The organism is Cnuibacter sp. UC19_7 (assembly GCF_042699995.1).
GTDB lineage: Bacteria > Actinomycetota > Actinomycetes > Actinomycetales > Microbacteriaceae > Cnuibacter.
This window is the reverse complement of the sequence record NZ_CP170560.1, coordinates 3,019,784-3,044,069: the sequence shown is the minus strand read 5'-3', so window position 1 is coordinate 3,044,069 and position 24,286 is coordinate 3,019,784. Positions and strand designations below refer to the sequence as shown.

The window sequence follows — 24,286 nt, the reverse complement described above, 5'->3', positions numbered from 1 at the left end:
CGCCTCCGCCAGAATGCCCTCCTCAGAGTGCTGGAGCCTCTCGCTCACATGCTGACCCTGATCGCGACTCCCGCGGTCGCAGGTGGTCGACGAAGGATGAGGCGATACCGCTACCGGTACGTGTGAACGGAGCCTCTAGTCGGAATCGTCGTCGGATTCGTCCGGCACCCGCCGCTTCGCGGGCTTGCCGGGGAGCATGAAGCGGTCCGCGTAGCTGGTCGACTTCAGTGCACGCATCTCGTCGCGAGTTCCCGACGCGGCGATGATCGCGGCAACCACCAGCACCACCACACCCAAGACCCAGCCCACACTCCGGACGCTACACCCGCGTCCGTGAGTCAAGGTCCGTCATCGACTACAGAACAGCGGTCACGGTGGTTCTGGTGGACCGGCCGAGGAGTCCGACTGTAGGAGCAGGTCGCCCTCGCCGATCTGAGCAACGCGCTCACGGGTCGGGACACACGAGTACCCGTGTCACAATTCGGGCAAACGAACCGCGGTTCGCCCGCCAGCCTCCACTGTCCGAACGGCCTATTTCGGCTCGGGATGAGCCTTTCTATACGACCAGATAGCTGATGCAGCTACGACCGCCGAAAGTGCTGAGATCAGCGCCGCCCCGGCGTAGAAGAACCACGCCCCTGTCACGATGCCCGCTGCTTGAGAGCCAAACGCCAGCGGGATGAGAACCCATAACGCCAGCGCAGCCCTCCCGGGCCGAGGACCGTCCTTCCGCCTGCCGAGAACCGCCATGCCTCCACTTTCGCGTCTCGCCCGCTTCTTGTCGAAGGCGTGTTGGTCGCTGAGGGTGAATCGACGCGGCGTAAATCCCTCAGGTTTTGGCTGATGTGTGCCGTGCCTGAGGGCAGCGGGTCCGAAGCGGACGGTCCGGCCGACGAGATAGCCGGGCGCTCGGAGTCGGACCGCTCATGCTCGGTCCCTCTGTGATGTGACCCCCATCGGAGTGCGCACCCCGGTTCGAGGGTAAATACAGCATCTATATCGAACGGATTGCCATCGTCATGTCGAACTGGGTGCCTGATGTCGGGAATCGGCAACAGCGTCGGCCGCGATTCTCGTGAGTGTGTCTACCGCGGGAAGGGCGGCGGCGTCCGATGTGAAGAGTTCGTATCTCGACACGGCGACAGGTTGGGCGGTGCCTGCTAGGGCATAGCGGACGACGGTCTCGTTCTTGTCGGCGACGAGCAGCATCCCCATGGCGGGTCGGTGGAGAGCTTCGTCGCGAAGGAGATCATCGACGAGTGCGACGTAGAAGCCGAGCTGTCCGGCGTCGCGCGGATCGAACTCTGTCGTCTTCAGCTCGATGACCACGTAACGGAGCTGCTGGACGTGGAAGAACAGAATGTCCACGAAGAAGTCATCCCCGTCGACGTCGAAGTGGACCTGGCGACCCACGAACGCGAACCCCCCGGGCGAGCTCTCGGAGGGTCTCCATGATCCGCGCGGTGAGCCGGTCCTCGAGCTGGTGTTCGGACGCGTCTGAATCGATAGCGAGAAATCGAGCGTGTAGGGATCCTTCGTGATCTGTTGCGCCAGTTCGGAATCTGCTGGCTCGAGTGCGGTGCCGAAGTTGCTGGGTGCCGCGCCCTCGCGGTCGCGGAGGCCGGTGGCGATCTGGTGCGTGAGGACCGCGCGGCTCCACCCGTGCTGCAGGTCCCGGAGTGCGTACCGGTCGCGGAGGCTGGGGTCGTCGAGCTTGTCGAGCAGGGAGACGATGTGGCTCCACGGCAATTCTCCAACAGCCTGTTGGAGAATTGCGTCCTCGGTCCAGCTCTCGGCGAAGCGGCGCATGTAGGCGATGGCATGCCGGCAGGCCTCTTCCTGACCAGGCGACATCGCCAGAGATCTCGGTGACGATCGGTGCGACGAGAGCGAGTTCGGCGCGCTCGCCGACGATTGCCACCGAATCTAACGAGCACGTTCCGCAGACCCAGGCTGAAGCGGACGCCCAGTGGAACGAGATCACCGATTACATCAAGAACCACCCCGGGGACTTCGCCGGCCTCGACGCGCTCACCCAGGAAATCACCGGTGAAAGCATCAAGGTAGCCGTAAGCGATGCTGGCACTGACCTTACGGGGGCTCAGGCCCAGGCGATCATTGATGACCGCGCAGTCCTTCCGGAAGGGGCAACGCCCCAAAGCAAGACCACCGTCTCGCCCATGGCCGTTCCCAGTGACGCATTCACCGTCTCCTTTGCGATGATCCCGCGACCCAATATCGGCGTGTACAACAAGGCGGGCTACGGCACGTGGGACATCCGTGACGACTACGTGAACTACTCCGACCCAGACGACGTTGCGTCTATCCGCTTCGAGGAGAACAACTGCCTGAGTATGGACAATTCGTCCGCTCAGACGTACACCTACGACGGGCAAGCCACCAACGCCGCGATCTTGAAAGACGCCGGGCTCAACACCCTCTCCCCCATCTTCACGATCGACGACAACGTCAGCGGATTCGTGGGTAACGCAGACCATGGTTGGGTCATGACCGATTGGGGTAAGCATTGCGGCCCATCCACCTTCCGCGGGATGTTCACCTACGAGCACAACCAAGATGGTGGCTCCGTCGCCGGGATCTCCGCGAGTTTCTTCGGCTTCAGCGTCAACTACAACGGCAACCCGGCAACGCTGCAGAAGTCCTCCCCAATCGTCTCCTTCGAGTAGACCGAAACTAGGCTGGAGCTATGAAGAGACTGATCTGGGGTCTGTATGGACTCGGCGTCCTCGTCTCGCTTGTGGCGCTGATGAGCGGAGATCTCGGCGTCATGCCGAAAACCCTCATAGTCGCCTCGTGCCTGTTCCTCGGCGCACTGCTGGCGGCTCTGCTCAACATCGCCGATCGCGTCAGCCAGCCGGCCCCTGACCGCACGGAAGCCAGCCCTCTGCCGGTCATCCACGAAAAGTAGATTCCAGACGAGGCGGGCGCTCACCGGAGGTGGGTGCCCGCCTTCGTTGATGACGACGGCAAGACACCGAAGACCAGCTCCGGCGAATGCTCCGCTGACGGTACGTCGCCAGCGAGCACCTGGGCCCGCCCTCGTCCTTCCCGACTCAGTCGACGTGGCAGTCCACGCCGTTCGCGGGGACGGGCCAGAGCGCGTCCACCGGCGAGACGGAGTACCAGGTGCGCACCGGCTCGCACAGCTCCCTCGAGACGACATCGCTCGAGAACACGAACTGCGCCGCGCCGGCGGGGTCGGGCACGAACACGCCGTTGCCGCTCTGCAGCAGGATGAAGCCGACCTGAGGATCCTTCCCCTTGAGGGTGACCAGCTCGAGAGGGGCGAAGCGGATGGGCTCGGTGACGATGTTGAGCCCGAACAGGGCGATGAATCCGACGATCCCTGCGAAGGCGAGCCGGGTCACCGACTTCGCCGCCGGCTCCCGTATGGCGTCGACGCGCTCGTTCCACTGCTGCGCGATCTCCGCGAGCGGCCGGGGCGCCGGCAGCGGGTCGAGAGCATCCTCGGTCGCCGTCCTCTCCGGCCCGGGTGGGGCGTATCCGCGCAGGAGTGCTCGGCCCTCCGCCCACAGGGAGCGCAGCACGGCATCGCGCGGTGGTACCGGCGGCGTGAGCACCGCCGTGAGGGAGTCGGACGTGAGCGGGACGGGCGGGCGCCGCCGACCGAGCAGGACGATCACGCCGATGACGACGAAGACGACGGCGAGCCCCACGAGGAGCAGCCACGACGCGGTGTGGAACAGCACGGCGCAGAGCAGGAGGATGACGGCGGCGCCGATGACCCTGGTCCAGATGTCGTAATCGCGGTCGAACACCAGCGGCATCGCCGCGACCGTCACCCCGAGCATGATGAACACCGCGAGGTTCAGCAGCACCACGACGAGCAGCCCGCCGAAGGTGAGGTTCTGCGCCACGGCGACGGCCAGCCCCACATCGCCGCGCACCTGCACGAACAGGTTGATGGTGATGACGAGCACACCCACCAGCGGCAGCCGGGTGAGGGCGTGCTTGACGAACGTGGAGCGCACGGACGCGCGAGTCTGCGCCTCGGCGGCGAGGTCGCGCGCGGGCGCGACGGGGGCGGCGCGCCTCCCGCTCCCCTCCGGCCGGTTGCGGCGAGTCATCGGCCCGCCGTCGCGGTCGCGAGGAACTCGAGCGTCGCGGTGAGGGCCTGCTGCGCCTCGGGGTAGTCGAGGTGGAACTGGTACTCGTGCGGCAGCGCCGGCTGGTGCGTCTCGGGCCAGAACAGGTCGGTGACGGCGACCCCCTCCGCTGTGAGCCGCTGCGACATCGGCACGGACTGCAGCCAGGTCAGCCCGTCGCCGTTTCCGCCGCTGATGTAGGTGGGCGGGAAGTCAGCCGTGACGAAGTCGATGGTCGACATCGTGGCGCCCGCGTAGGTCGACGACCAGTCCTTCGTGCCGGTGTAGGCCCACAGGGCCGACTTGAAGCCCCAGGCGACGATGCCGGTGAGGTCGGCCATCCGCCTCAGGTCGTAGACCCCGCAGTTGAGGATGACGCCCGCGAGCTGGCCCGGGCGGAGGCTCGGCGTCAGCCCGAGCAGGTCGGCGTACCGCGGGTTCGTCGTGAGCACGGCGAGCTGGCTGGCGAGCTGAGCGCCCGCGGAGTCGCCGGCGAGCACGATCCGCTGCGGATCGATCCGCAGCTCCTCCGCGTGATCGACGATGTAGCCGAGCGCCTGGTCGAGCTGGGTGACGGCGGTCGGGTAGGTCGCCTCGGGACCGACCGTGTAGTCGAGGCCGATCGTGGTGTAGCCGTGCGCGGCGAGGATCTGCAGGTACGGCGCGACGTTGCCGCGCTCCCCCGAGATCCAGGCGCCGCCGTGGATCCAGACCACCGTGGGGAGCGGCCCCTCGTCCTCGGCGGACGAGAAGGCCGACAGGGTCGTGTCCGGGCCGTCCGCATAGGAGAAGACGCCGAGCGACTCCACGCCGGTGGCCGGCACGTACGGGGTCATCTCGGCGACGGTCTCGGCGCCGCCCTTCTCGAACACCGAGCGGATGAGGAGAGCCGACGGCCAGGGTGTCGCCCGCGCGAGCACGACGACGGCCAGACCGACCGTGACGGCGGCGAGAGACCACCGGGTGAGCGCTCGTCGCCGCCGCAGACGGTGGAGGTCGGGGAACGCGATCCGGTCGTCTGCGACCCCGCTCCGCCGCTCGCGCCGTCGATCCATGCTTGACCGTATCCGACTCGGCGACCCGGGCGGAAGGAGCTGTCATCCCCCCCCGTCCGGGATCATGGATCTGAAGTCCGAAGAGTCGAATGTCGGCGGTTAATGAGACGATGCCGGGGATGTCCGAAGAATCCGCCGTCCCGTACCGCTCGAAGGCCCTGCTCGAGGAGTGGGTCAAGGAGTTCCGCAGCCAGGGCCACGCCATCGCGGGCGAGCTGAACGTCGCCCTGCAGGACGGCTCCGACGGCGGTGACACGGGGCTCGTCATCGTGCACCTGCAGAACGAGTTCGCCGACATCTACATGCAGCCCATCGGCCTCGACGAGCCGCTCTGGGAGGCCACGCTCACCTCACGCCGCGAAGACCTCGTGCTCACGCCGTATCAGCTGGCGGGTCTCGCGGCCGAGATCGTGGTCGCCGGCAACCTGTGCACCTTCCTGCAGTTCAAGTCCCTCGACTGGGACCGCGCGTCGGGCACGCACCTCCCCCGCTGAGCCCTCACTGCGAGGGGGCGGTGAGCGCGCGCAACTCCTGATCCAGCCGCACGACGAGACCGGGCGGGGGTGAGACGGCGGCGAGCTCCGCCCGCAGCGTGCGGCCGGGCACCCAGCGCACGAACTCGTCGAACTCGCGGCCGAGCGCCGCGTCGACAGCGGCGAGCCGCCGCGAGACCAGGGCGCACGCCCCCGGACGGTCGGCGAGATCCGCGAGGTCGGCATCGACCCCGAGCGGCGGCGCCGGGGCAGACGACCGTGGATCGTCGACGATCCACTCGTGACACCCCGCCCCCGCCTCGAACGGCGGCCGGTCTCCCAGCTCGACCGAGGCGGTGACTCCCGTGGGCAGCTCAGCGGTCACGACGATCGATCCGCCCGTCCGCCGCCAGCTCACGCCCATCCGCCCGCACGGGGTCTCCTGGTGCACGTGGGCGTGGTCGAGCGCGGTGACGAACCAGGGGCGGATGCGCGCCCGCCGATATCCCGGGGCGGCCGGCGCCAGACCGCCCACGCGCCGATGCAGTACGTCGGCCACCGAGCCCAGGGCGTAGTGGTTGAACGACGTCATGCCCGAGGGGTTGATCGAGCCGTCCGGCAGCATCGAGTCCCACCGCTCCCACATCGTGGTCGCCCCCATCGACACCGGGTACAACCAGGACGGGCACACGTCCTGCAGCAGGAGCTGCTCGGCCGCCGCGACGTGACCCTGGTCGAGCAGGGCGTCGAGCACGACCGGGGTGCCGAGGAAGCCGGTCGCCATCCGGTACCCGCGGGCCCGCAGGAGGAAGGCGAGCCGATCGGCGAGCCGCCCGGTGGTCGACTCGTCGTCGATGAGCCCGAAGGCGAGGGTAAGGGCGTAGGCGCTCGGCGCATCCGACATCAGCCGCCCACCGGGCGTCAGGTAGGCGCTGCGGAACGCCCCCCTCACCTCGTCCGCGAGCGCTGCGTATTCGTGCTGCGCCGCCGCGAGCGCGTCGACCTCTCCCTCGGCGGCGTCGGCGTCGGACGCTGCGGCGACCGCCCGGTAGGCATCGGAGAGCAGCCGCGTGGACCGGTACAGGTACGCGGTGGCGACCAGACCGGGATCCGCCGCCGCCTTGTCGGGCCGGGATGCGGTGGGATCGAGCCAGTCGCCGTACTGGAAGCCCGTCTCCCAGAGCCGCGAGGGTCCCGCCTCGCGGTGCGCACGGTCGACCCAGGCCCGCATGCTGGGCAGGCAGCGGCGCAGCAGGTCGACGTCGCCGTATCTCTCGTAGAGGACGCTCGGCACCACCGTGGCCGCGTCGCCCCATCCGGCGGCGGCGACGTCGCTGAGCTCACCGAGCACGTCGGGGATGATCGTGGGCACGAGTCCGTCGCGGTCTCCCTGCTCGAGTGCGAGGTCGTCGAGCCATGAGCCGAGGAAGGCATCGACCCCGTACAGGGATGCGGCCGCGGGCGCGAAGACCTGGGCGTCGCCCGTCCACCCCATCCGCTCGTCGCGCTGCGGGCAGTCGGTGGGCAGCCCCAGCGCGTTGCCCCGCATGCTCCACACCACGTTCTCGTGCAGCCGATCGAGGCGCGGGTCGGAGCAGCCGAAGCCGCCCGTGCGCTCGAGGTCGCTGTGGAGGACGACCGCCCGGAAGGCATCGGGCCGAACCTCGCCGGGCCATCCGCTCACCTCCACGTAGCGGAAGCCGTGGAACGTGAACTCCGGCTCGACCACCTCCGGCCCGCCGCCGGCGAGGGTGAACCGGTCGATCGACTCGGCCGCGCGGAGCGCGCGGACGCAGAGCTCGCCGCGCTCGAGCACCTCGGCGTGGCGCAGGGTGATCTCGGTACCGGGCGGGCCGTCGACCGTGAATCGCACGCGCCCCACGATGTTCTGGCCGAAGTCGAGCACGGTCGCGCCGGAGGGAGTCGTGAGCACCTCGACCGGTGAGCGCTCCTCGACGCACCGCACGGGCTCGACGTCGACGGGCCGGACCGCGACCGAGGTGGGCAGCGGGGCCACCTCGACGGGGAGCCAGCCGGCGTCGTCGAACCCCGGGGAGTCCCAGCCCTGCTGGCGGCGGCGCGCGTCGCGGGTCTCGCCGGCGTACAGGCCGCTGCTCACGAGCTCGATCTCCGTCGACGCCCGCCAGTGCTCGTCGCTGCGGACCAGCTCGATACGACCGTCCGCATGCTCGAGACGCAGCTCGAGCGACACCGCGGGCTGCTCGCCGTAGACCCTCCGGGCCGAGGCGCCGAAGCCGTAGCGCTCGGTGAACCATCCGCCCGCCAGTCGGACCGCGAGCGTGTTGCGCTCGCCGGGTCGGACGAGCGCGGACACGTCGGTGCTCTCGAGCGCGAGCCGGTGTCGGTACGAGGTCCACCCGGGCTTGAGCACGTGATCATCGACCTCGGCGCCGTTGACGGCGATCTGGTAGACGCCGTGCGCGGTCGCCTCCAGCGTCGCGGCGACGACGGTCTCGTCGATGTCCACCTCGCGACGGAGGTAGACGGGTTGGACGGGGGTGCCCGGATGCGCGAGGCCGATGAGTGGGGCGGCCCACGGTTCCGCGCGGTTCAGGGCGGTGAAGGTCAGCGGCGCGCTCCACGTGGAGGCGCGGCCGTCGGCGCCGATCACCTGCAGCTCGAGCCTGTGGACGCCCCGCTCGGTGAGGGGCTCGAACGGCCAGGCGACGAGCACGCACGCCTCGCTGTCGAGCTCCGCGATCCGGTCGCCGTCGAGCCGGAGGCGGGCCCTCGACTGCACCCAGCCCGCATCCGCCTCCACAGTCCACGAGACCGGGGGCCGGGGATCAGCGGTGACGGGGCGATCCCGTCGCCGTCCGATCCGCAGCGTCGAGACCGTCGCCGCGCTCATCGCAGGGATCCTCCTCCGTCGTGGTGCAGGACGATGCCGGCCCGGGGTGGGGTCCGGACCGGCATCGCGTGGGGGTGCTTCCGCTCAGGCGGCGGTGCGGCGTCGTCTCAGCATCACGACCGCACCCGCCAGGAGCAGGAGGAGCGCGCCGCCGAGCAGGCCGACCGCGTCGCCCGAGCCGGTCGAGGCGAGCGCCCCGCCGCCCTGCGCCGCCGCGGCGGCGGATCCGCCGGCCGCCGATCCCGAACCGCCCGCACCGGGCGTGCCCTCGCCGGGCTGGCCCGTACCGGGCTCCGAGTCGACGGGCGCCGCGAGCAGACGCAGGGCGTGGAACTGCGCCGAGTCCTTCTCCGCCGCGATGCCGCCGCCCCAGCCGATGTAGCCCGCGCGGCCCGCGCCGTCGGCCTCGTTGACGAGCATCGAGCTGCTCACCAGCGAGGTGTCGGGGCGGATGCCGCCGAGGCGGCTCCACGGGACAGCGACCTCGTACACGGTCCGGCCGGCGGCGTCGTCGCGAGTGATCGCGACCTGCGACCCCGTCACGGTGCCGGAGCCCTCCCCGACCGACAGCCAGCGGTACAGCTGCGGGCCGGAGGCGGTCAGCGCCACCCCGATCTCATTCCATGCGGTCGCCTCGCCCGGCGCACCGGCCGCGACCGTGAACTGGATGGAGTCGCCCTGCCAGATGGTGCTGCCCGACGACGGCTGATCGTGCACGTCGTCGGCGATGTCGGCGCTGAGGTAGAGGTTGTCGTCGTCCCACGTGTACCAGACGGTGCCCGACAGGTCGGCCGGGCCGGTCGATCCGACCGTCTGGTCGGTGCCCTGGGTGGCGAGGTCGATCGACGGGACGCCGTCGAGGTCGTCGAGCACACCGTCGACCTCGATGCTCCGGTACGCGACCGGGGCCGCACCCGCCACGTCGAGCGGCGAGACGGTGCCGGATGCGGTGAGCTCACGGCCGTCGACGGTCGCGGAGGCCGTCCAGGGCGTGGGCTCGGTCAGCGCGTCGAGGACGACGTCGGACTCCACCGTCGAGGCGCCGGGCAGCGCCGCATCCGTCGCCGCCGTGCCCGAGGCGGCGCCCAGGGTGTACGAGAGATCGTCCACTGTCGTCGCCTCCGCGCCGGCGTTCGACACGGTCAGGCGCAGCACCGACCGTCCGTCCGCATCGATGGCGTGCTCACCCGTCAGGCCGAGCGCCTCCAACGCGGTGGTCGACGCTCGGAGCGTGCCCAGGAAGGTGTCCCCCTGGGTCAGCTGCCCCGACACGCTGTAGGCGCCGGTCGCGGTCGGCGCCGGCAGCGTGAAGTCGAGCGTCGACGTGGCGCCCGCGGCCACGGTCTGGGTGACCCGGGTGCCGTCGGTGAAGGCCAGCGCGAACTCGGCAGCGCTGCCGCCGGTGGTGTTGTCCATCGTCCAGTGGGCCGCGACCGGCTGGCCGAGGAAGGCCTGATCGAGCGCCAGTGATGTCGCGGACGGCGCGGCCGCCAAGACGTTCCCGGAGAGGTAGACCGGGGCGTCGCTCAGCGCGAGCGTCAGGGTCGTGCCGGCGCCCGCATCCACGGTGTGGGCCGCGCCGTACGCATCCGTCACCGTCACCGTGCCGGTCGCCTGTACCTGAACGGTCTGCGGGCTGACCGCCCACAGGGCGCGCAGCGGCCCGGTCGGCGTGTTGTAGCCGATGTTCCACACGTCGGCGATGCTGGTGTCGCGGTCGGCGAAGGTCGCACCCGAGAGCTGGTGAGCCGCCGTGGAGTACGCGACGTAGCTCGGCTTCGGGGTGAACGCGCCGAGCGGATCGTCCTGGCTGTGCACCAGCCCGAAGTTCTGCTCGGTCTCGCTCGCATCGGTGCCGTCGTTGACGAAGTCGTACACGTAGTACTTCGCGACCCCGTTCATGGCGGCGATCAGAGCCGACTTGGCGATGTTCGCGGCCTGCGAGGTCTCGCTGACGGCCCGCGCGTCGGTGCCGGTCGGCCAGCCGTGCTCGGTGATGTAGATCGGCTTGGACTGACCGTTGTTGTACTCCTTCACCAGGGCGTCGACCTGCTCGAGGCGGGCGTCCAGGGCTTCGGCGCCGGCGGGGTAGCTGTACGGGTGCAGCACGATCCCGTCGACGTACTGCAGGGCGCCGAGCTTGAAGGCGTCCTCCAGCCAGGAGGTGTTGAGGTCGGCGACCGCCGGGCCGATGACCGGCAGGTTCGGGGCGGCGGCCTTGATGGCCGGCGCGGCCGACTTCAGCAGGTTCACATAGTCGGCGGCCGAGGTGTTGGTGTTGCCGCCGAGGCCCAGGTCCCACTCGTTCCAGACCTCGATGCCGGTGGCGACATCGCCGAACTCCGACGCCATCGACGCCGCGTAGGCGGAGTACGCCGCGACGGCCTCGGGGCTCTTCGGGCCGTTGCCTGCGTCGTAGAGCGGATTGCCGTATCCGGCCAGGAGCAGCGGCTTGACGCCCTGCTGCTCGGCCTCGTCGAGGAACTCGCTGCGCGGACGGCTCCAGTCGTAGACGCCGGGCTGGGTCTCGACCTGGTTCCAGTAGACCTCGTCACGCAGCTGCGGGAACCCGCCCGCGGCGAGGAGAGGAAGGCTGTCGGTGCTCCAGCTCTGACCGTAGTGCGTGGCCGCGGCGAAGCGGCCGGTCTGGTCGACGTCCGACGGATCCGCGACGCGAGCGAAGGTGGTCTCCGCGTGGCCGACGGCGGCACCCTCACGGGTCGCGTCGACGGCGAGGGAGTACCAGCCGAGGTCGAGGCCGTCGAGCGTCAGCGTCCCGGTCGCGGTCGAGACGGCCTGCGTGCCCGAGGCGACGGGCGCACCGGCGGCGTCGGTGACGCTCCAGTGCAGCGCATCCGCCTCGGTGGAGTACGGGAACGCGGTCGGCTCGCCGGGGGTGAACACGTTGCCGACGGCGCTCTGTCCGAGCGACAGCGACGAGGGCGCGTCGGCGGCGTGCGCGACGATGTCGTCGACGAGCAGTGTCGCGGTCGGCACGGAGGTGTCGGCCCGGGCGAACGCGTTGAGCACGAAGCCCAGCTGCGTCGCGGGCCCATGCCACACACCGTCGGCGGCTCCACCCCACGCCCCGTGCGACGGGTCGTCGGTCGGCGAGGCCAGGGTCACCTCCTGCCACTGGTCCGTCGCCGCGAGCGGAAGGAACGTCTGGTGCGTCTGACCGGTGCTGTCGATGAGCTGCACGCCGAGGCTCGACGCGTTCTGCGCCTTCACCCAGAACGTGAGCGAGTCGACCGGCACCGACGGCAGTGCCCGGTAGGCCATCTCCCATCCGCTGTCGGTCACCGTCGTGGTGTCGAGGTCGATGGCGAGCGCCGCCGATCCGGAGTGCGCGTCGCTCGAGACGGCCGCAGGCACTCCCGTGCCGGACGAGCCGTCGAAGCTCACGCCCGACCAGCCGTCGACAGACTCGACACCGAGGCCCGTGTCGGCGGCGTGCGCCGCGGAGACGGGCACGAGAAGGGCGGCGCCGGCGAGCAGCGCCGCGGTGAGAGCGGCGAGCGGACGCCGGGATCGGCGGGCGGGGGCGGGCGGGGTTCGACCTGGCACCTGGAGACTCCTCATCGAGTGTGCGAGACAGGAAAATCGGTTTCCTAACCGGGCCCATTGTCTGCACAGCACGTTGGGGGTGTCAAACGGTTCTTTGTGAACCAGGCCGCCGATCCATGCCAGAATTGGGACGAAGTCACCGAACCGGGTTTTGACGAAGCCGCCGATCGGTGGTAGACATCGATCAGGGAAAGCGATTTTCTTTCCCGAGCACCAGTCCCCCACAGATCCACTCCCTAGGAGTTTCAATGACGAAACGCACCCGCTCCGCTGCGGCACTGCTCGCGCTCGGCGGCATCGCCGCGGCCGCCCTCGTCGGCTGCTCGTCGGACAACACGTCCGGCAGCACGGACGGCAAGGTCACCATCCAGATCGGCGACCGCCCCAGCGCCGACCGCCCCGAGGACCAGAAGTACTTCGACGAGCGCGTGACCGCGTTCGAGGCGGCCAATCCGAACATCGACCTCGACCCGGTCGAGACCGGTTACGACGCCACCACCTTCCAGGCGCTCGCCGCGGGCGGCAGCCTCCCCGACGTGATGAGCGTCCCGCTCACCGAGCCGCAGGGCCTCATCAAGCGCGGACAGGCCGCCGACATCACCGACGCGCTGAAGTCCGAGGGCATCTACGACTCGCTGAACCCGACGGTCCGCAAGCTCACCGAGGACTCCTCGGGCAACGTGTACGCCATCCCCACCAACGCGTACTCCTTCGGCCTCGTCTACAACCGCGACCTGTTCACCCAGGCCGGACTCGACCCCGACAACCCGCCGAAGACCTGGGACGAGGTGCGCGACGCGGCCAAGGCCATCAAGGCTGCGACCGGCGCCGCCGGCTTCTCGGTGCTCAGCACCAACAACACCGGCGGATGGCAGTTCACCGGCATCACCTACTCCTACGGCGGCACCGTCGAGAACGAGGACGGCTCGAAGGCCACCTTCGACGACACCCCCTCGAAGGATGCGCTGAAGACCATCCAGGAGATGCGCTGGCAGGACGGCACCCTCCCCGAGAACGCCCTCTACGACGTGCAGTCGCAGGCCCAGGACTTCGCCGCCGGCAAGATCGGCATGGTCATCGGCGCCTCGGACTACTACTACACCGCGGTGCAGAACCTGAAGCTCCCCGCTGAGGCGTTCGGCATCGGCGGCATGCCGCAGAACGACGGCACGAACGGCACGCTGAGCGGTGGCACGGTGCAGATCGTCAACCCGAACGCGACCGACGCCGAGAAGGACGCGGCCGTGAAGTGGGTCGACTTCTTCTACCTCGAGCGCTACCTCGACCAGGACACCGCGGTGTCGGACGCGAAGGCGTCCAACGAGGCGGGATCCGTCACCGGTCTCCCGGGCCTGCCCGTGGTGAACTCCGACGAGTACGACCAGTACTTCGACTGGATCAAGGACTACATCAACGTCCCGACCTCCAACTTCACCCGTACCGCGAGGCCTCGAGCGACATCCCCGTCATCCCCGAGCCGGTCAACAACGCACAGGAGGTCTACGGGGCTCTCGACACCGTCGTCCAGACCGTGCTGACCGACCAGAACGCCGACGTCTCGGGCCTGCTCAGCCAGGCTCAGACCGACGTGCAGTCGCGACTCGGACGCTGACTCGCACCGGGGAGGCGGGCCACGTGGTGGGGCCCGCCTCCCCTCCTCCCTTCCACCACGAGAGGAGCGACAGATGAGCGAGCAGGCGCGTCTCAGCCGCAGCGCAGTCCGTCCCGCGAGCGGGGCCTCGGGCCTCACCCGACGATGGCGACGGGCCCGCCCGGGCCTCGTGGCCCTGGGCATCGCCTTGCCGGCGATCCTCGTCTACCTCTACTTCTCGTGGGGGCCCATCGTCAGCTCGCTCATCATGAGCTGGCAGAACCCGGTGCCGGGCGGCACCGCCGAGTGGGTGGGCTGGGACAACTTCGCCTACGTGCTCACCGACCCCGGTCTGCCGCAGGCGGCCCTCAACACCGTCTACTACACCGTGCTCGCCGTGCTGTTCGGCTTCCCGGTCCCCCTGGCCCTCGCCGTCTTCATCTCCGAGCTGAAGAAGCGGGCCTGGTACTTCAGCGGCCTGGCCTACCTGCCGGTCGTGGTCCCGCCGGTCGTCGCGATCCTGCTCTGGAAGTTCTTCTACGAGCCGAGCGACGACGGCGTCTTCAACTCGATCCTCGGCCTCGTCGGGATCGGGCCTCTCCCCTGGCTCAACTCCACCGCCATGGCGATGCCCTCCATCGTGCTCGAGACCACGTGGGCCGGGGCCGGATCCGCGGTCATCATCTACATCGCCGCACTCACGAGCGTGCCCAGCGAGCTGTACGAGGCCGCCGAGCTCGACGGCGCCGGCATCTGGAAGCGCGTCTGGCACGTCACGCTGCCGCAGATGCGCGGCATCATCGGCACGATGCTGCTGCTGCAGGTGATCGGCACCATGCAGATCTTCACCGAGCCCTTCCTCTTCACCGGGGGCGGGCCGCAGAACGCGACCAAGACCCTGCTGATGTCGGTGTATGACTACGCCTTCATCCGCGTCGACTACGGCGCCGCCACCGCGCTCAGCGTGCTGCTCGCCGTGGTGCTCGCCTTCTTCTCCGTCGCCTACCTCCTCCTCACCCGCCGTTGGAGCCGCTCATGACCACCGCCGAACGCATCCGCCCCCGGTGGCTCCGCCGCGAGCGCGAGATCGAGCCGGAGACCCGCACGAACATCTCGAGCGCCGACCGCGCCCGACCCGTCGTCCGCATCTGGATGGGGGTGGGCCAGATCGTCGTGCTGGTTCTTCTCATCGTCGCCGGGCTCGGGCCGCTGATCTGGCTGGCCCTCGCCGCCGTCTCGCCCACGCAGGACCTCATCCAAGGGCCGTTCTCGTTCTTCACCAGCGGCACGGTGCAGTGGCAGAACCTCGGGATCGCGTGGGAGCGCGGTCGGATCGGGCACTACCTGCTCAACACGGCGGCGTTGGCGCTGGGATCGATGGTGGCGACGCTCTTCATCTCCACCACGGCCGCGTTCGTCATCACCGTGCTGCGTCCGCGCTGGGGCGGGCTGCTGTCGGGGGCCATCCTCGCGACCCTGTTCATCCCCGGCATCGTGTCGCTCGTGCCGCTGTACCTCACGGTGCGCGACATGCCGGTGCTCAACATCTCCCTGGTGAACACGTTCTGGGCGGTCTGGCTGCCCGCCTCCGCCACGGCGTTCAACGTGCTCATCATCTCGCGCTTCCTCGAGTCGATCCCGGCCGAGCTCTACGAGGCGGCACGGATCGACGGCGCCGGGGCCCTCCGCATCCTGTGGAGCATCGTGCTCCCTCTCGCCCGCCCGATCCTCGGCGTCGTGGGGCTGCTCACCATCGTGGCGTCGTGGAAGGACTACCTCTGGCCGCTGCTGGTGCTGCCGAACCCCGACAATCAGCCGGTGTCGGTGGCGCTGCCGCGGCTCGCGGATCAGACGGAGCTGAGCGTGCAGATGGCCGCCCTGTTCCTCTCCCTCCTCGTGCCCGTGGTGCTGTTCCTCATCTTCCAGCGGCAGTTCCTCCGCGGCGCGAGCATGTCGGGCGGGGTGAAGGGATGACCCGCGTCCTCGTCACGGGAGCGGACGGCCAGATCGGCCGCGCCGTCACCTCGCGCCTCCTCGCGGAGGGATACCAGGTCACCGCCCTCTCGCTCGACTACACCGCCGATCACCCCGCCGACCGCGTGCTCACGGGCGACACCACGTCGGTCGCCGACGTCGCCCGGGCGATGCGGGGGGCGGACGCGGTGGCCCACTTCGCCGCCATCCCCCACCCCAGCCTGGGCACGCCCTACGAGGTGTTCCGCGTGAACACCGACTCCACGTTCAACGTGCTGGAGCAGGCCGGCGAGCTCGGCATCCGCCGCGCCGTCATCGCCAGCAGCATCAACGCGATCGGCTACCCGAACAACCCGCACGACGTGATGCCGCCGCGGTTCCCGCTCGACGAGTCGACGGCCCCCGACATCGCCGACGCCTACTCGCTCTCCAAGCTCGCCGACGAGCGGACCGCCGTGTTCGCGCACCGCCGGTGGGGCATCGACGTCGTCGCGCTGCGCTTCCCGCTGGTGAAGTGGCCGCACGTCCTCGAGGAGGTGCGCGACGAGGTGGCCGACGATCCGGCGCAGATGGTGCGCGAGGGCTGGTCGTACCTGACCATGGCGGATGCGGCCCGGGCCGTGCAGTGCTCCCTTGAATCCTCCGTGCCCGGTGCCCAGGTGATCGCCGTCAGCGCCCGCGACATCCTGCTCGACGGCCTCAGCGCCGAGCTCCTCGCCCGGTACGCACCCGGTGTTCCGCTCACCGCCCCGGTACGTGGCAACGGCAGCCTCGTCGACACCCGCCGTGCGCGCGTGCTGCTGGGGTTCGAGGCGGAGGAGTCCATCCACGACGACTCGGCCACCCCCGAGCCCGCCCGCAGAGGAGAACAGCGTGTCTGACGCAGCCCCCGTCGTCACCCGGCTCGTCGAGGCGGAGCCGCTGCCCGCCACGTTCGGGCAGCCCTGGGAGCCCCGCGACGACGTCCGGATCACCGACGTGCGCGCCATCGTCACCGCGCCCGAGGGCATCCCCCTCGTCGTCATCAAGGTCGAGACCAGCGACGACGGGCTCTACGGCCTCGGCTGCGCCACCTTCACGCAGCGCTGGCAGGCGGTCGTCGCCTACCTCGAGCACGTGCGCCGGCTCGTGATCGGGCGCTACCCCGGCGACATCGAGGACATCCTCCGCCTCGTGCGATTCACCGCGTACTGGCGCGAGGGCCCGGTGGGCAACAACGTGCTCTCCGGCCTCGACCTCGCGCTCTGGGACATCGCGGGCAAGCGCGCGGGCATGCCCGTCTACGAGCTGCTCGGCGGGCGCGTACGCGCCGCCGCCGACGTCTACCTCCACGCCGAGGGACCCACCCCCGAGGCGACCGCCGATCACGCTCGTGAGCTGATGGATGCGGGACTGCGGCACATCCGCATCCAGACCGGCCAGCCCGGCATCGGGCACTACGGCGCCCCGCCCAGCGCCGACCGGTACACCTGGGCGAAGACCCCGACGGGATGGCGTGTCGAGGAGTACCTCCGCCGCACCCCGGCGCTGTTCGGGCGGATGCGCGAGCTGCTCGGCGACGACGTCGAGTTGCTGCACGACGTCCACTCGCGGCTCTCGCCGAAGACGGCCGTCATGCTCGCGCGGTCGCTCGAGGAGTTCAGACCCTTCTTCCTCGAGGACGTGCTCGCGCCCGAGTTCTGGGATCGCCTGCCCGAGGTGCGCGCCTCCTCCCCCGTGCCGATCGCCGTCGGCGAGCTCGCGACGAGCGCGGTCGAGGCCGCGCGACTGGTGCGGACGCACGCCGTCGACTTCCTCCGCTGCCACCTCTCCGACGTGGGCGGCCTCAGCGCCGCCCGACGCCTCGCGGTGCTCGCCGAGCTCGAGGGGGTGAAGACCGCGTGGCACTCCCCCGGCGATGCGTCCCCCTTCGCGGTGGCCGCCGCCGTCGCCCTCGACGTGTCGAGCCCCGCGTTCGGCATCCAGGAGGGCCACGTGTACAACGAGGCCACCCACGAGGTCTTCCCCGGCATGATCGACATCGTCGACGGCTGGCTCACCCCGAACGACGCCCCCGGCTGGGGCGTCGACCTCGACGAGAACGCCGCCGCCCGCTTCCCCGCCCACTTCTCGGGCCACGACGCCTGGGCAGCGGGCGTCCGCGCCCCCGACGGCGGCCTCGTCGCACCCTGACCCCGTCGGCGCCGGGCTCCGCGCGCGTTCTTCCTCGCCGAACGGCGAGCTCCCGCCCTTCCGCGGGCACTTTCGGGGCGGGTTCTCGCCACTCAGCGCAGGGGGATGCCCCTCGTGGCAGGCCCAGCGGGCGGGGTGGGGGGTTGCGGGGCCTTGCCGCGGGCAGCGGCGCGGGATGTGGGCTGCGGGGCCGTGATGCGGGTTGCGCCCGCATCAGCGCGCCGTCGAGGCCTCCACGGCCCCGTCATGCCGCCCAGGGGGCGCAACCCGCATCACCCTCGCGCGCGGGACGCCTCTCTCACGACGAATCCCGTCCCGAAGAGGAGCCCGCCACTCGGCGCAGATCCTCTTCCCCCGTGCGCCGCAACCTGCATCCACGTCGCTGCCGCTGGCCCTCATCCCGAACGGCGAGAACGCGCCCTCTCGCGGACGCATCTAGGGCCAGAAGTCGCCAGTCGGCGCGGGGACCCGCCCCCTACGGGCGGGTTAAGGGGTGCTGAGGAGGGCGGCGCGGGCTCGGGCGGGGCCCGGGCGGGTGCGGAGGGAGGCCGCGAGCGCCGCGAGGCGCGCGGCCGCGTCGCCCGGGAGGGCGAGCACGTCCGCCAGCGCGGCCCGCAGCTCGGCGGGGGTGGCGACGTTCGGGTCGAGGGCGCGGGCGAGGCCGGCGTCCTCGAGGGCGGCGGCACCCGCGAACTGGTCGGTCGAGAAGGGGAGCACCAGCAGCGGGACACCCGCAGTCATCGCCTCGGTGACGCTGTTGTTGCCCCCGTGCGTGACGGCGGCCGCCGCGGCGCGAAGCAACGTGACCTGCGGCAGGAACTCGCGCACCAGCCATTCCTCGGGCAGCGGGCCGAGCGTCGAGACGTCGGCCGACCCCACCGCGAGAGCGACGCGAAGGGATCCGCCCGAGGACGACAGGTCGCGCAGCGCCTCCACGACCCGGCCCAGCACGTCGTCGCGCACCGAGAGGAAGCTCCCGAAGCTGACGTACACGATCGGGATGTCGGAGGCCGCGATCCACGAGTCGACCGAGTCGACGTCCGGGCCGTGCTCCTCCCGCACGGCCGAGCCGAGGAACGACGCAGGCGAGTAGGCGGCCCGCCGCCGCTCATCCGCCAGTTCGACCGGGTAGTTGAAGAGGACGGTGTCGCCGTGCTCCTCGAACGCGCTCGCGCTGGGCGTGGCCGATGCATCGAGCGCGGCCAGCGCCGCGTTCCACTCGGCGGTGAACGTGCGGTCGACGCGCTCGCACAGCTCGCGCAGACGCGCGAGCTCGTCGGCCCCGGGCGCGAAGGCCGCGGGCCACGCCGGCGGGAACCCGTACACCTCGCCGCTGCCTGCCAGCGGCAGCGCAGACGGATGCCCGAGCACGACATCCCCGTACGGGATGCCCGCCGCGGTCAGCCCGAGCCGGGCGCTGAACGCGAGGTGGTCGACGAGGATGTGGTCGGGCCGGATCGCGGCGACCACCTCCTGGGTGGCGCGCGCCTTCTCCACGGGCTCCCACATGAGGTCGGTCAGGCGGGCCTCGGCCTGGAACCGCAGAGTCTCCACCATGCCCACGCGGGTCGCGGCGAAGAACCCGCGGAGCGCGTCATCCTCGCCCTTCGGCTGCTCCTCGGCGCGGATGACACCCGGGTTCGATCCGCGCCCGAGCTGCAGGAGGGTGTGCTCGTAGCCGAACGACTGCACGATGCCCGTCGTGGCGGGCCCGGTGGCGACGACCACCCGCTCCCCCGCGTCACGCCAGGCCGTGGCCAGAGTGGCGAGAGGCAGGAGGTGGGAGGCGTAGTCGGGGCTGATGACGAGGAGCGTCACGCGGCCGCCGCCTCGCGTGCGCGCAGGCCGACGGTGTCGTAGACGCCGGTGAGCGCCTGCGCCATGGCGCCCACGGTGAAGCTGCGCTCGACGACCGCGCGCGACTCGGCGGGCTGCCCCTGGTCTGATGCGGGAGCGGCGAGATCCAGCGCCTCGGTCATCGACTGCTCGAGCGCGCGGGGGTCCCAGGTACGGGTGAGGATGCCGGTGCGGCCGGGCGTCACGTAGGTCGCGGGCCCGCCGCCGTCGGGCGCGACGACGAAGAGCCCGGTCGCCATCGCCTCGAGCAGCGCGATCCCGAACTCCTCCTTCACGCTTCCGCAGACGTACACGCCGTGGGGCGCGGCGAGCCCGGTGATCCCGAACCGCGCCGCCGCCACCCAGCGGGCCACGGTGTCGTTCGGGCGGTGCCCGGGCAGCAGCAGACCGCGCGAGAGTCGCTCGCTCGAGGGCACCACGGCCTCCATCAGCGCCAGCTGCTCCGCTTCATCAGCGGACGGATGCGCGAGATCGCCGCCGATGAGCAGCAGGTTCGCTCGGTCGCGCAGCGGCCCGGCGGCCCAGGCCTCGACGAGCGACGCCATCCCCTTGACCCGGTGGAAGCGGCCGACGCTCACGAGGAGCGGGAGGCCTCGACGCTCGGCGGGGAGCTGCTCGAGCAGCGCCGCGAGCTCGCGCAGGGCGGGAGCGGCGGGCATCCCGGCGATCAGGTCGGACGCCTCGCGCACGGCGCGGTCGACCACACCCAGGTCGATGCCCTCGGGGACGACGGTGTGCCGCTCCGGGTGCGAGGTCATGTCGATGCCGACGAGCTCGCGCATGTCGTCGGCGAGCTGGGGGCGGGGGAAGAAGACGCTGTGGTCGGCGTCGGAGGCCAGCCGCCGCACGAGCCGGGTGCGGAACCAGAAGTGCTCGTGTGCATCCGCGTCGCCGAAGTTCTCGCGGGTGAGGCGTCCCGAGAGCTCCATCGAGCGGATCACCGAGTGCGGGTCCGGCGCGACGGTGAACACCATCGGCACGTCGAGCTCGCGCGCGACGTCGGCGGCGGCGAGGCTGCCCACGTCCGCCATCCGCAGGTGCAGCACGTCGACGCCGCCCGCGGCCCGCAGGATGCGCCGGATGCCGCGGCGTGCCGCGACCCGGAGCGGCCACGCGGTCGCGCCGGGGGTGGGGTCGCTGAGCAGCGGGATCCGCCCGTAGCGGTGGCCGCCGTCGGCGGCGCGGAGCTCGTCGACGCTCTCGAGCGCCTCCGACACGGATCCGCGCGACATCGTGATCACCTGCTCCACCGGCGACCCGGATTCCGCGACCAGCGCGTCGCCGAGCCGGACGAGGAGGGTGGCGATGCCGCCGTTGTCGCCCGACCCGGCGTGGCTGAGGTCGGCGTCGATGTCGGCGTGGAGGAAGAGCTGGGCCACGCGCAGGTCGTCGTGGGGCTCGGTCCGCACCGCGGAGCCGCCCTCGAGGTCGACGAGCGCGAGGCGGGACGCATCCGCGAGGTAGTCGCCGCCGAGCGAGAGCCGGCCGAGGAGGGCCCGGATGGCGGAGGTCTCCTCGTCGTTGCGCCGCTGACCGAGCGCGGCGACGGCGGCGACACGGACGTGCTCGTCCTCCGTGGTGTCGGTAGCCACGACGAGGAGCGACCGCGTCGCCACCCGCCCGGCCACGAGGCCCAGGGTCTCGACGAGCCGATATCGCGTGCCGGCGTCAGCGTGACCGAGGAGCGCGCCCTCGAGACCCACCGCGATGGGCTCGGGCGTCACCACGGCCCACTGCTCGAGCGAGCGCTGTGCGAGCATCCCGCCGAACCCGCCGGCCGCGACCATCCGCATCAGCCGACCGATCGCGTCGGGCCGCGGGATACGCGATCCGATCGCCCACGCGGCGTGCTCGCGCAGGAAGGCGCGCTCGCTCGAGAGCAGCTTCGACAGGGCACGGTCGGCCTGCTCGTCGATGACCTGCGCGAGAGCGTGCGTGGCCGCGATGGCGACGAGCTGGTCGTCATCGTCGAGCGCCCCCGTGAGCACGCGGATGGTGCGCGCTCCCGGGTCGCGGTTGGCCTCGAACGCGAGGTCATCGGCGAGGCGCATGGCCTCGACGATGCTCCCCGCGTGACGGACCTCGTCGAGCGGCGTCAGGATTCCCATGGCACTTCTCCTCCGGGCACGGAACGGCCCGCGTGCGGCGTCAGGTTCCCGTCGCGTCGACCTGCGGCTGAGCGTATGCCGACCTCCGCCTCACCGCTCGCGGGAGAATCCCAGCAAGGGGGTTGACCTCTCCGGCCCGATCCGTCATCTCCGCCAGTAGCCGTTGGCGGCGGCCACCGTCTGGAAGTTGATGGCGATGACCTGGGATGCTCCCATCAGGCTGTCCGCGTTCTCCGCGTAGGTCGCCCGGAGCCGCTCCCGCACGGCGGCATCCGGCTGCGTCATCTTCACCCCCGTCCTGGAGAGCCTGATGGCGAGGGCGTAGCCCTCCTCCGGGGTAGCGGTCAGGAGGCTGGGGAGCCATGACTCGGTCATCGGATGGTCCTCTCTCTACGGGTGGTCCGCCTCGTCGACACCGCGGTCAGGCGGCGCGACGGAGGCTGACGGTCGGGAAGTCGACCGGGACGGCCAGGGCGACGTTGACGTAGTTCGTGAACAGGTTGAGGGCGACCTGCGCCACGATCTCGACGATCTCCTCGTCGCTGACGCCCTGCGCGCGGACGCGCTCGACGTCCTCGGCCTCCAGCTGTCCGCGCTTCTCGACCAGCTCGAGGGCGAAGGCGAGGATGGCGGCGGTCCGCGGGTCGTCCGACTCGCCGACCTGAGCGGCGGCCATCACGTCGCGGCTGACGCCTGCCTTGCGGCCGAGGGCGGAGTGGGCGGCGAGGCAGTACTCGCACGCGTTGCGGTTCGCGACGGCGACGGCGATCTGCTCGCCCAGCGCGGCGCCGAGGGCGCTGCTCGAGCCGAAGGCGCCGAACGCGCCCCACATGCTGGTGAGCGCGGCGGGCGAGTTCGCGACGGTCTTGAACATCGCCGGGACCGTGCCGAACGCGGCCTTGATCTCGTCGAGCTGCTCCTTGGTGCGTCCGGTGGTGGTGTCGGGGTCGACGAGGGTGATGAGCGACATGATGCGTCCTGTCTGTTCTCTCGCCCGGTCCGTCCGGGCTGTGTCCAGACTCCCGTAGCCAGCCGGACGATGAGTTGCGCAGAGTCTGGACTTCATTGCAGATCGTCTGAGACAGTGGATGCATGGAACCTCTCGATCGCCTGTCCTCGATGCTCGAGCGGTTCCGCATCCGCGCGCAGCTGTTCCATGCGGGCCCGCTCTGCGGGGTGACCACCTTCGGGGCGAGCCCGGGGCGCGGCTTCCTGCATGTGCTGCGCGAGGGCGAGATGACGGTCTCGCACCAGGGCCCGGACGGCCGACTGCAGACCATCGAGGTGACCGAGCCGAGCCTGCTGCTCTACCCGCGACCGCACGAGCATGCCTTCCACAACGCCCCCACCGACGACTCCGACTTCGCGTGCGCCACGCTCGACATCGAGGGCGGGGTCGCGCATCCGCTCATCGTCGCACTGCCGTCGGTGGTGATCGTGCCGCTCGACGAGGTCTCGACCCTGCGGCCCGCGCTCGACCTCCTCTTCGCCGAGGTCGACGTGGTGGCGTGCGGGCGGCGGGTCATCGTCGACCGCCTGTTCGAGGTGGTGCTGCTCCAGCTCTTCCGGTGGATGCTCGACCACACCGGCGACCTCGACATGCCGCCGGGCCTCCTCACCGGTCTCGCCGATCCGGCACTGGCGCGGGCGCTCGTCGCCGTCCACGAGTCGCCGGGCGCCGCGTGGTCGCTCGGCGCCATGGCGGACACCGCGCGGATGTCACGCAGCACCTTCGCGGCGCGCTTCACGTCGTCGGTGGGCACGCCGCCCATGGAGTACCTCACGGGCTGGCGGATCGCGCTGGCGCAGGACCTGCTGCGCTCCGGCGAGCCGGTCGGCCTGGCCGCGTCGCGCCTCGGCTACACCAGCGCGCCGGCGTTCTCGCGCGTGTTCTCGCAGCGTGTGGGCGTCTCGCCGCGCCAGTGGCTCGCACAGACGAGAGCCGCGGACGCGCCGGCGGCGCCTCCGGCGGGTGCAGCCGATGGCGTACCGCTCGGTTCTGCTGGCCGACTCAGTGCTGGTGGCCCTCCGCGAGCTTGAACGCGAGCCGCCCGTGCGCGTATCCACCACCGGCGCGGATGGCCGTGGCGACCCAGGCGGACTCGGCCAGCTCCTCCTCGGTCGCGCCCGCCTTCACGGCGTTGGCGCTGTGGGCGTCGATGCAGTAGACGCACTGGGTCGTGATGCCCACCGCGAGCGCGATGAGCTCCCGGTACTTCAGCGGGATGGCGCGACCCTCCTTCGCGAACACCGCGGAGTCGAACGCGCTGAACGCGGCGAGGATGTCGGGCGTCTGCTCCTTGTACACCCGCGTGAAGCTGCGGTCCTTCTCGCTGTCGTAGAAGCCGGTCATCGGCGCGCCCTTCCTGATCACGGAGCGGCCGTGGCGGATCCCACGGCCGTCCGGCCATCCTCCGCCACGGCGCCGGCCCGGCGGCCCGCGCGTGAAGCGCGACGTCACATTGGGCGAGGGTTGCGCCGTATTACGGC

The 24,286-nt window shown here is 70.8% G+C and carries 20 protein-coding genes; 9 read left to right on the top strand and 11 right to left on the bottom strand.

Features of this window, described 5'->3' with window-relative positions:
• Positions 1-135: 135 nt before the first annotated feature.
• Positions 136-309 (bottom strand): hypothetical protein, encoded by a 174-nt coding sequence (locus ACFJGV_RS14490; RefSeq protein WP_378144690.1) that lies wholly within the window; start codon positions 307-309, stop codon positions 136-138.
• A 708-nt stretch (positions 310-1,017) separates the two neighbouring features.
• Complete coding sequence (locus ACFJGV_RS14485) at positions 1,018-1,854, bottom strand: PDDEXK nuclease domain-containing protein (protein WP_378144689.1); 837 nt, start codon at positions 1,852-1,854, stop codon at positions 1,018-1,020.
• 14 nt (positions 1,855-1,868) lie between these two features.
• Here ACFJGV_RS14485 and ACFJGV_RS14480 point away from each other — a divergent pair, with 14 nt between their 5' ends.
• Together ACFJGV_RS14480 and ACFJGV_RS14475 are read left to right on the top strand one after the other, a co-directional pair.
• Complete coding sequence (locus ACFJGV_RS14480) at positions 1,869-2,687, top strand: hypothetical protein (RefSeq protein ID WP_378144688.1); 819 nt, start codon at positions 1,869-1,871, stop codon at positions 2,685-2,687.
• Between the two features lie 20 nt (positions 2,688-2,707).
• Positions 2,708-2,929, top strand: a complete 222-nt coding sequence (locus ACFJGV_RS14475) for a hypothetical protein (protein ID WP_378144687.1) — start codon at positions 2,708-2,710, stop codon at positions 2,927-2,929.
• Between the two features lie 145 nt (positions 2,930-3,074).
• Here ACFJGV_RS14475 and ACFJGV_RS14470 read toward each other — a convergent pair whose 3' ends face one another.
• Together ACFJGV_RS14470 and ACFJGV_RS14465 are read right to left on the bottom strand one after the other, a co-directional pair.
• Positions 3,075-4,109, bottom strand: a complete 1,035-nt coding sequence (locus tag ACFJGV_RS14470) for a hypothetical protein (RefSeq protein ID WP_378144686.1) — start codon at positions 4,107-4,109, stop codon at positions 3,075-3,077.
• Positions 4,106-5,182: an alpha/beta hydrolase gene (locus tag ACFJGV_RS14465; protein WP_378144685.1), complete on the bottom strand. Its 1,077-nt coding sequence runs from the start codon at positions 5,180-5,182 to the stop codon at positions 4,106-4,108. Before ACFJGV_RS14465 ends, ACFJGV_RS14470 begins: the two co-directional genes overlap by 4 nt.
• A gap of 119 nt (positions 5,183-5,301) precedes the next feature.
• On the opposite strand from ACFJGV_RS14465, the gene ACFJGV_RS14460 reads away from it, so the two are divergent.
• The gene (locus ACFJGV_RS14460) at positions 5,302-5,676 is read left to right on the top strand and encodes a hypothetical protein (protein ID WP_378144684.1); all 375 of its coding nucleotides are present in this window, start codon (positions 5,302-5,304) and stop codon (positions 5,674-5,676) included.
• Between the two features lie 4 nt (positions 5,677-5,680).
• Here ACFJGV_RS14460 and ACFJGV_RS14455 read toward each other — a convergent pair whose 3' ends face one another.
• Positions 5,681-8,527: a family 78 glycoside hydrolase catalytic domain gene (locus ACFJGV_RS14455; protein ID WP_378144683.1), complete on the bottom strand. Its 2,847-nt coding sequence runs from the start codon at positions 8,525-8,527 to the stop codon at positions 5,681-5,683.
• Positions 8,528-8,611: 84 nt separating this feature from the next.
• Positions 8,612-12,094, bottom strand: coding sequence for a sugar-binding protein (locus ACFJGV_RS14450; RefSeq protein WP_378144682.1), 3,483 nt, complete (start codon positions 12,092-12,094; stop codon positions 8,612-8,614).
• A 248-nt stretch (positions 12,095-12,342) separates the two neighbouring features.
• On the opposite strand from ACFJGV_RS14450, the gene ACFJGV_RS14445 reads away from it, so the two are divergent.
• The 5 genes from ACFJGV_RS14445 to ACFJGV_RS14425 all read left to right on the top strand — a co-directional run bounded on the left by ACFJGV_RS14445 (position 12,343) and on the right by ACFJGV_RS14425 (position 17,831).
• Positions 12,343-13,632: an extracellular solute-binding protein gene (locus tag ACFJGV_RS14445; protein ID WP_378144681.1), complete on the top strand. Its 1,290-nt coding sequence runs from the start codon at positions 12,343-12,345 to the stop codon at positions 13,630-13,632.
• Positions 13,633-13,779: 147 nt separating this feature from the next.
• On the top strand, positions 13,780-14,724 hold the full coding sequence (locus tag ACFJGV_RS14440) for a carbohydrate ABC transporter permease (protein WP_378144680.1): 945 nt from the start codon (positions 13,780-13,782) through the stop codon (positions 14,722-14,724).
• Entirely contained in the window at positions 14,721-15,659 is a 939-nt protein-coding gene (locus ACFJGV_RS14435; protein ID WP_378144679.1) for a carbohydrate ABC transporter permease, read from the top strand. The genes ACFJGV_RS14440 and ACFJGV_RS14435 overlap by 4 nt, the downstream gene beginning before the upstream one ends.
• Positions 15,656-16,540: an NAD-dependent epimerase/dehydratase family protein gene (locus tag ACFJGV_RS14430; RefSeq protein ID WP_378144678.1), complete on the top strand. Its 885-nt coding sequence runs from the start codon at positions 15,656-15,658 to the stop codon at positions 16,538-16,540. Before ACFJGV_RS14435 ends, ACFJGV_RS14430 begins: the two co-directional genes overlap by 4 nt.
• Positions 16,533-17,831 carry an enolase C-terminal domain-like protein gene (locus tag ACFJGV_RS14425; protein ID WP_378144677.1) on the top strand — a complete coding sequence of 433 codons (1,299 nt, stop codon included), beginning with the start codon at positions 16,533-16,535 and terminating at the stop codon, positions 17,829-17,831. Before ACFJGV_RS14430 ends, ACFJGV_RS14425 begins: the two co-directional genes overlap by 8 nt.
• Positions 17,832-18,317: 486 nt before the next feature.
• Here ACFJGV_RS14425 and ACFJGV_RS14420 read toward each other — a convergent pair whose 3' ends face one another.
• From ACFJGV_RS14420 to ACFJGV_RS14405, 4 genes are all read right to left on the bottom strand, one after another.
• Positions 18,318-19,649: a nucleotide disphospho-sugar-binding domain-containing protein gene (locus ACFJGV_RS14420; RefSeq protein ID WP_378144676.1), complete on the bottom strand. Its 1,332-nt coding sequence runs from the start codon at positions 19,647-19,649 to the stop codon at positions 18,318-18,320.
• Positions 19,646-21,796, bottom strand: a complete 2,151-nt coding sequence (locus ACFJGV_RS14415; protein ID WP_378144675.1) for a glycosyltransferase — start codon at positions 21,794-21,796, stop codon at positions 19,646-19,648. Before ACFJGV_RS14415 ends, ACFJGV_RS14420 begins: the two co-directional genes overlap by 4 nt.
• A 144-nt stretch (positions 21,797-21,940) precedes the next feature.
• Complete coding sequence (locus ACFJGV_RS14410) at positions 21,941-22,171, bottom strand: hexameric tyrosine-coordinated heme protein (protein WP_378144674.1); 231 nt, start codon at positions 22,169-22,171, stop codon at positions 21,941-21,943.
• A gap of 46 nt (positions 22,172-22,217) precedes the next feature.
• The gene (locus ACFJGV_RS14405; protein WP_378144673.1) at positions 22,218-22,766 is read right to left on the bottom strand and encodes a carboxymuconolactone decarboxylase family protein; all 549 of its coding nucleotides are present in this window, start codon (positions 22,764-22,766) and stop codon (positions 22,218-22,220) included.
• Between the two features lie 122 nt (positions 22,767-22,888).
• Between ACFJGV_RS14405 and ACFJGV_RS14400 the strand changes: the two genes are divergently transcribed.
• On the top strand, positions 22,889-23,836 hold the full coding sequence (locus ACFJGV_RS14400; RefSeq protein ID WP_378144672.1) for an AraC family transcriptional regulator: 948 nt from the start codon (positions 22,889-22,891) through the stop codon (positions 23,834-23,836).
• Here the strand turns inward: ACFJGV_RS14400 and ACFJGV_RS14395 are convergent.
• The gene (locus tag ACFJGV_RS14395; RefSeq protein WP_378144671.1) at positions 23,808-24,149 is read right to left on the bottom strand and encodes a carboxymuconolactone decarboxylase family protein; all 342 of its coding nucleotides are present in this window, start codon (positions 24,147-24,149) and stop codon (positions 23,808-23,810) included. The genes ACFJGV_RS14400 and ACFJGV_RS14395 overlap by 29 nt on opposite strands.
• Positions 24,150-24,286 lie beyond the last annotated feature (137 nt).

What these genes read in the sequence shown, in the direction of transcription:
- ACFJGV_RS14395 (WP_378144671.1), bottom strand. Translation starts at nt 24,149, where the DNA reads ATGACCGGCTTCTACGACAGCGAGAAGGACCGCAGCTTCACGCGGGTG.
- ACFJGV_RS14415 (WP_378144675.1), bottom strand. Translation starts at nt 21,796, where the DNA reads ATGGGAATCCTGACGCCGCTCGACGAGGTCCGTCACGCGGGGAGCATC.
- ACFJGV_RS14445 (WP_378144681.1), top strand. Translation starts at nt 12,343, where the DNA reads ATGACGAAACGCACCCGCTCCGCTGCGGCACTGCTCGCGCTCGGCGGC.
- ACFJGV_RS14475 (WP_378144687.1), top strand. Translation starts at nt 2,708, where the DNA reads ATGAAGAGACTGATCTGGGGTCTGTATGGACTCGGCGTCCTCGTCTCG.
- ACFJGV_RS14460 (WP_378144684.1), top strand. Translation starts at nt 5,302, where the DNA reads ATGTCCGAAGAATCCGCCGTCCCGTACCGCTCGAAGGCCCTGCTCGAG.
- ACFJGV_RS14430 (WP_378144678.1), top strand. Translation starts at nt 15,656, where the DNA reads ATGACCCGCGTCCTCGTCACGGGAGCGGACGGCCAGATCGGCCGCGCC.
- ACFJGV_RS14405 (WP_378144673.1), bottom strand. Translation starts at nt 22,766, where the DNA reads ATGTCGCTCATCACCCTCGTCGACCCCGACACCACCACCGGACGCACC.
- ACFJGV_RS14435 (WP_378144679.1), top strand. Translation starts at nt 14,721, where the DNA reads ATGACCACCGCCGAACGCATCCGCCCCCGGTGGCTCCGCCGCGAGCGC.
- ACFJGV_RS14465 (WP_378144685.1), bottom strand. Translation starts at nt 5,182, where the DNA reads ATGGATCGACGGCGCGAGCGGCGGAGCGGGGTCGCAGACGACCGGATC.
- ACFJGV_RS14470 (WP_378144686.1), bottom strand. Translation starts at nt 4,109, where the DNA reads ATGACTCGCCGCAACCGGCCGGAGGGGAGCGGGAGGCGCGCCGCCCCC.
- ACFJGV_RS14400 (WP_378144672.1), top strand. Translation starts at nt 22,889, where the DNA reads ATGGAACCTCTCGATCGCCTGTCCTCGATGCTCGAGCGGTTCCGCATC.
- ACFJGV_RS14440 (WP_378144680.1), top strand. Translation starts at nt 13,780, where the DNA reads ATGAGCGAGCAGGCGCGTCTCAGCCGCAGCGCAGTCCGTCCCGCGAGC.
- ACFJGV_RS14455 (WP_378144683.1), bottom strand. Translation starts at nt 8,527, where the DNA reads ATGAGCGCGGCGACGGTCTCGACGCTGCGGATCGGACGGCGACGGGAT.
- ACFJGV_RS14410 (WP_378144674.1), bottom strand. Translation starts at nt 22,171, where the DNA reads ATGACCGAGTCATGGCTCCCCAGCCTCCTGACCGCTACCCCGGAGGAG.
- ACFJGV_RS14485 (WP_378144689.1), bottom strand. Translation starts at nt 1,854, where the DNA reads ATGTCGCCTGGTCAGGAAGAGGCCTGCCGGCATGCCATCGCCTACATG.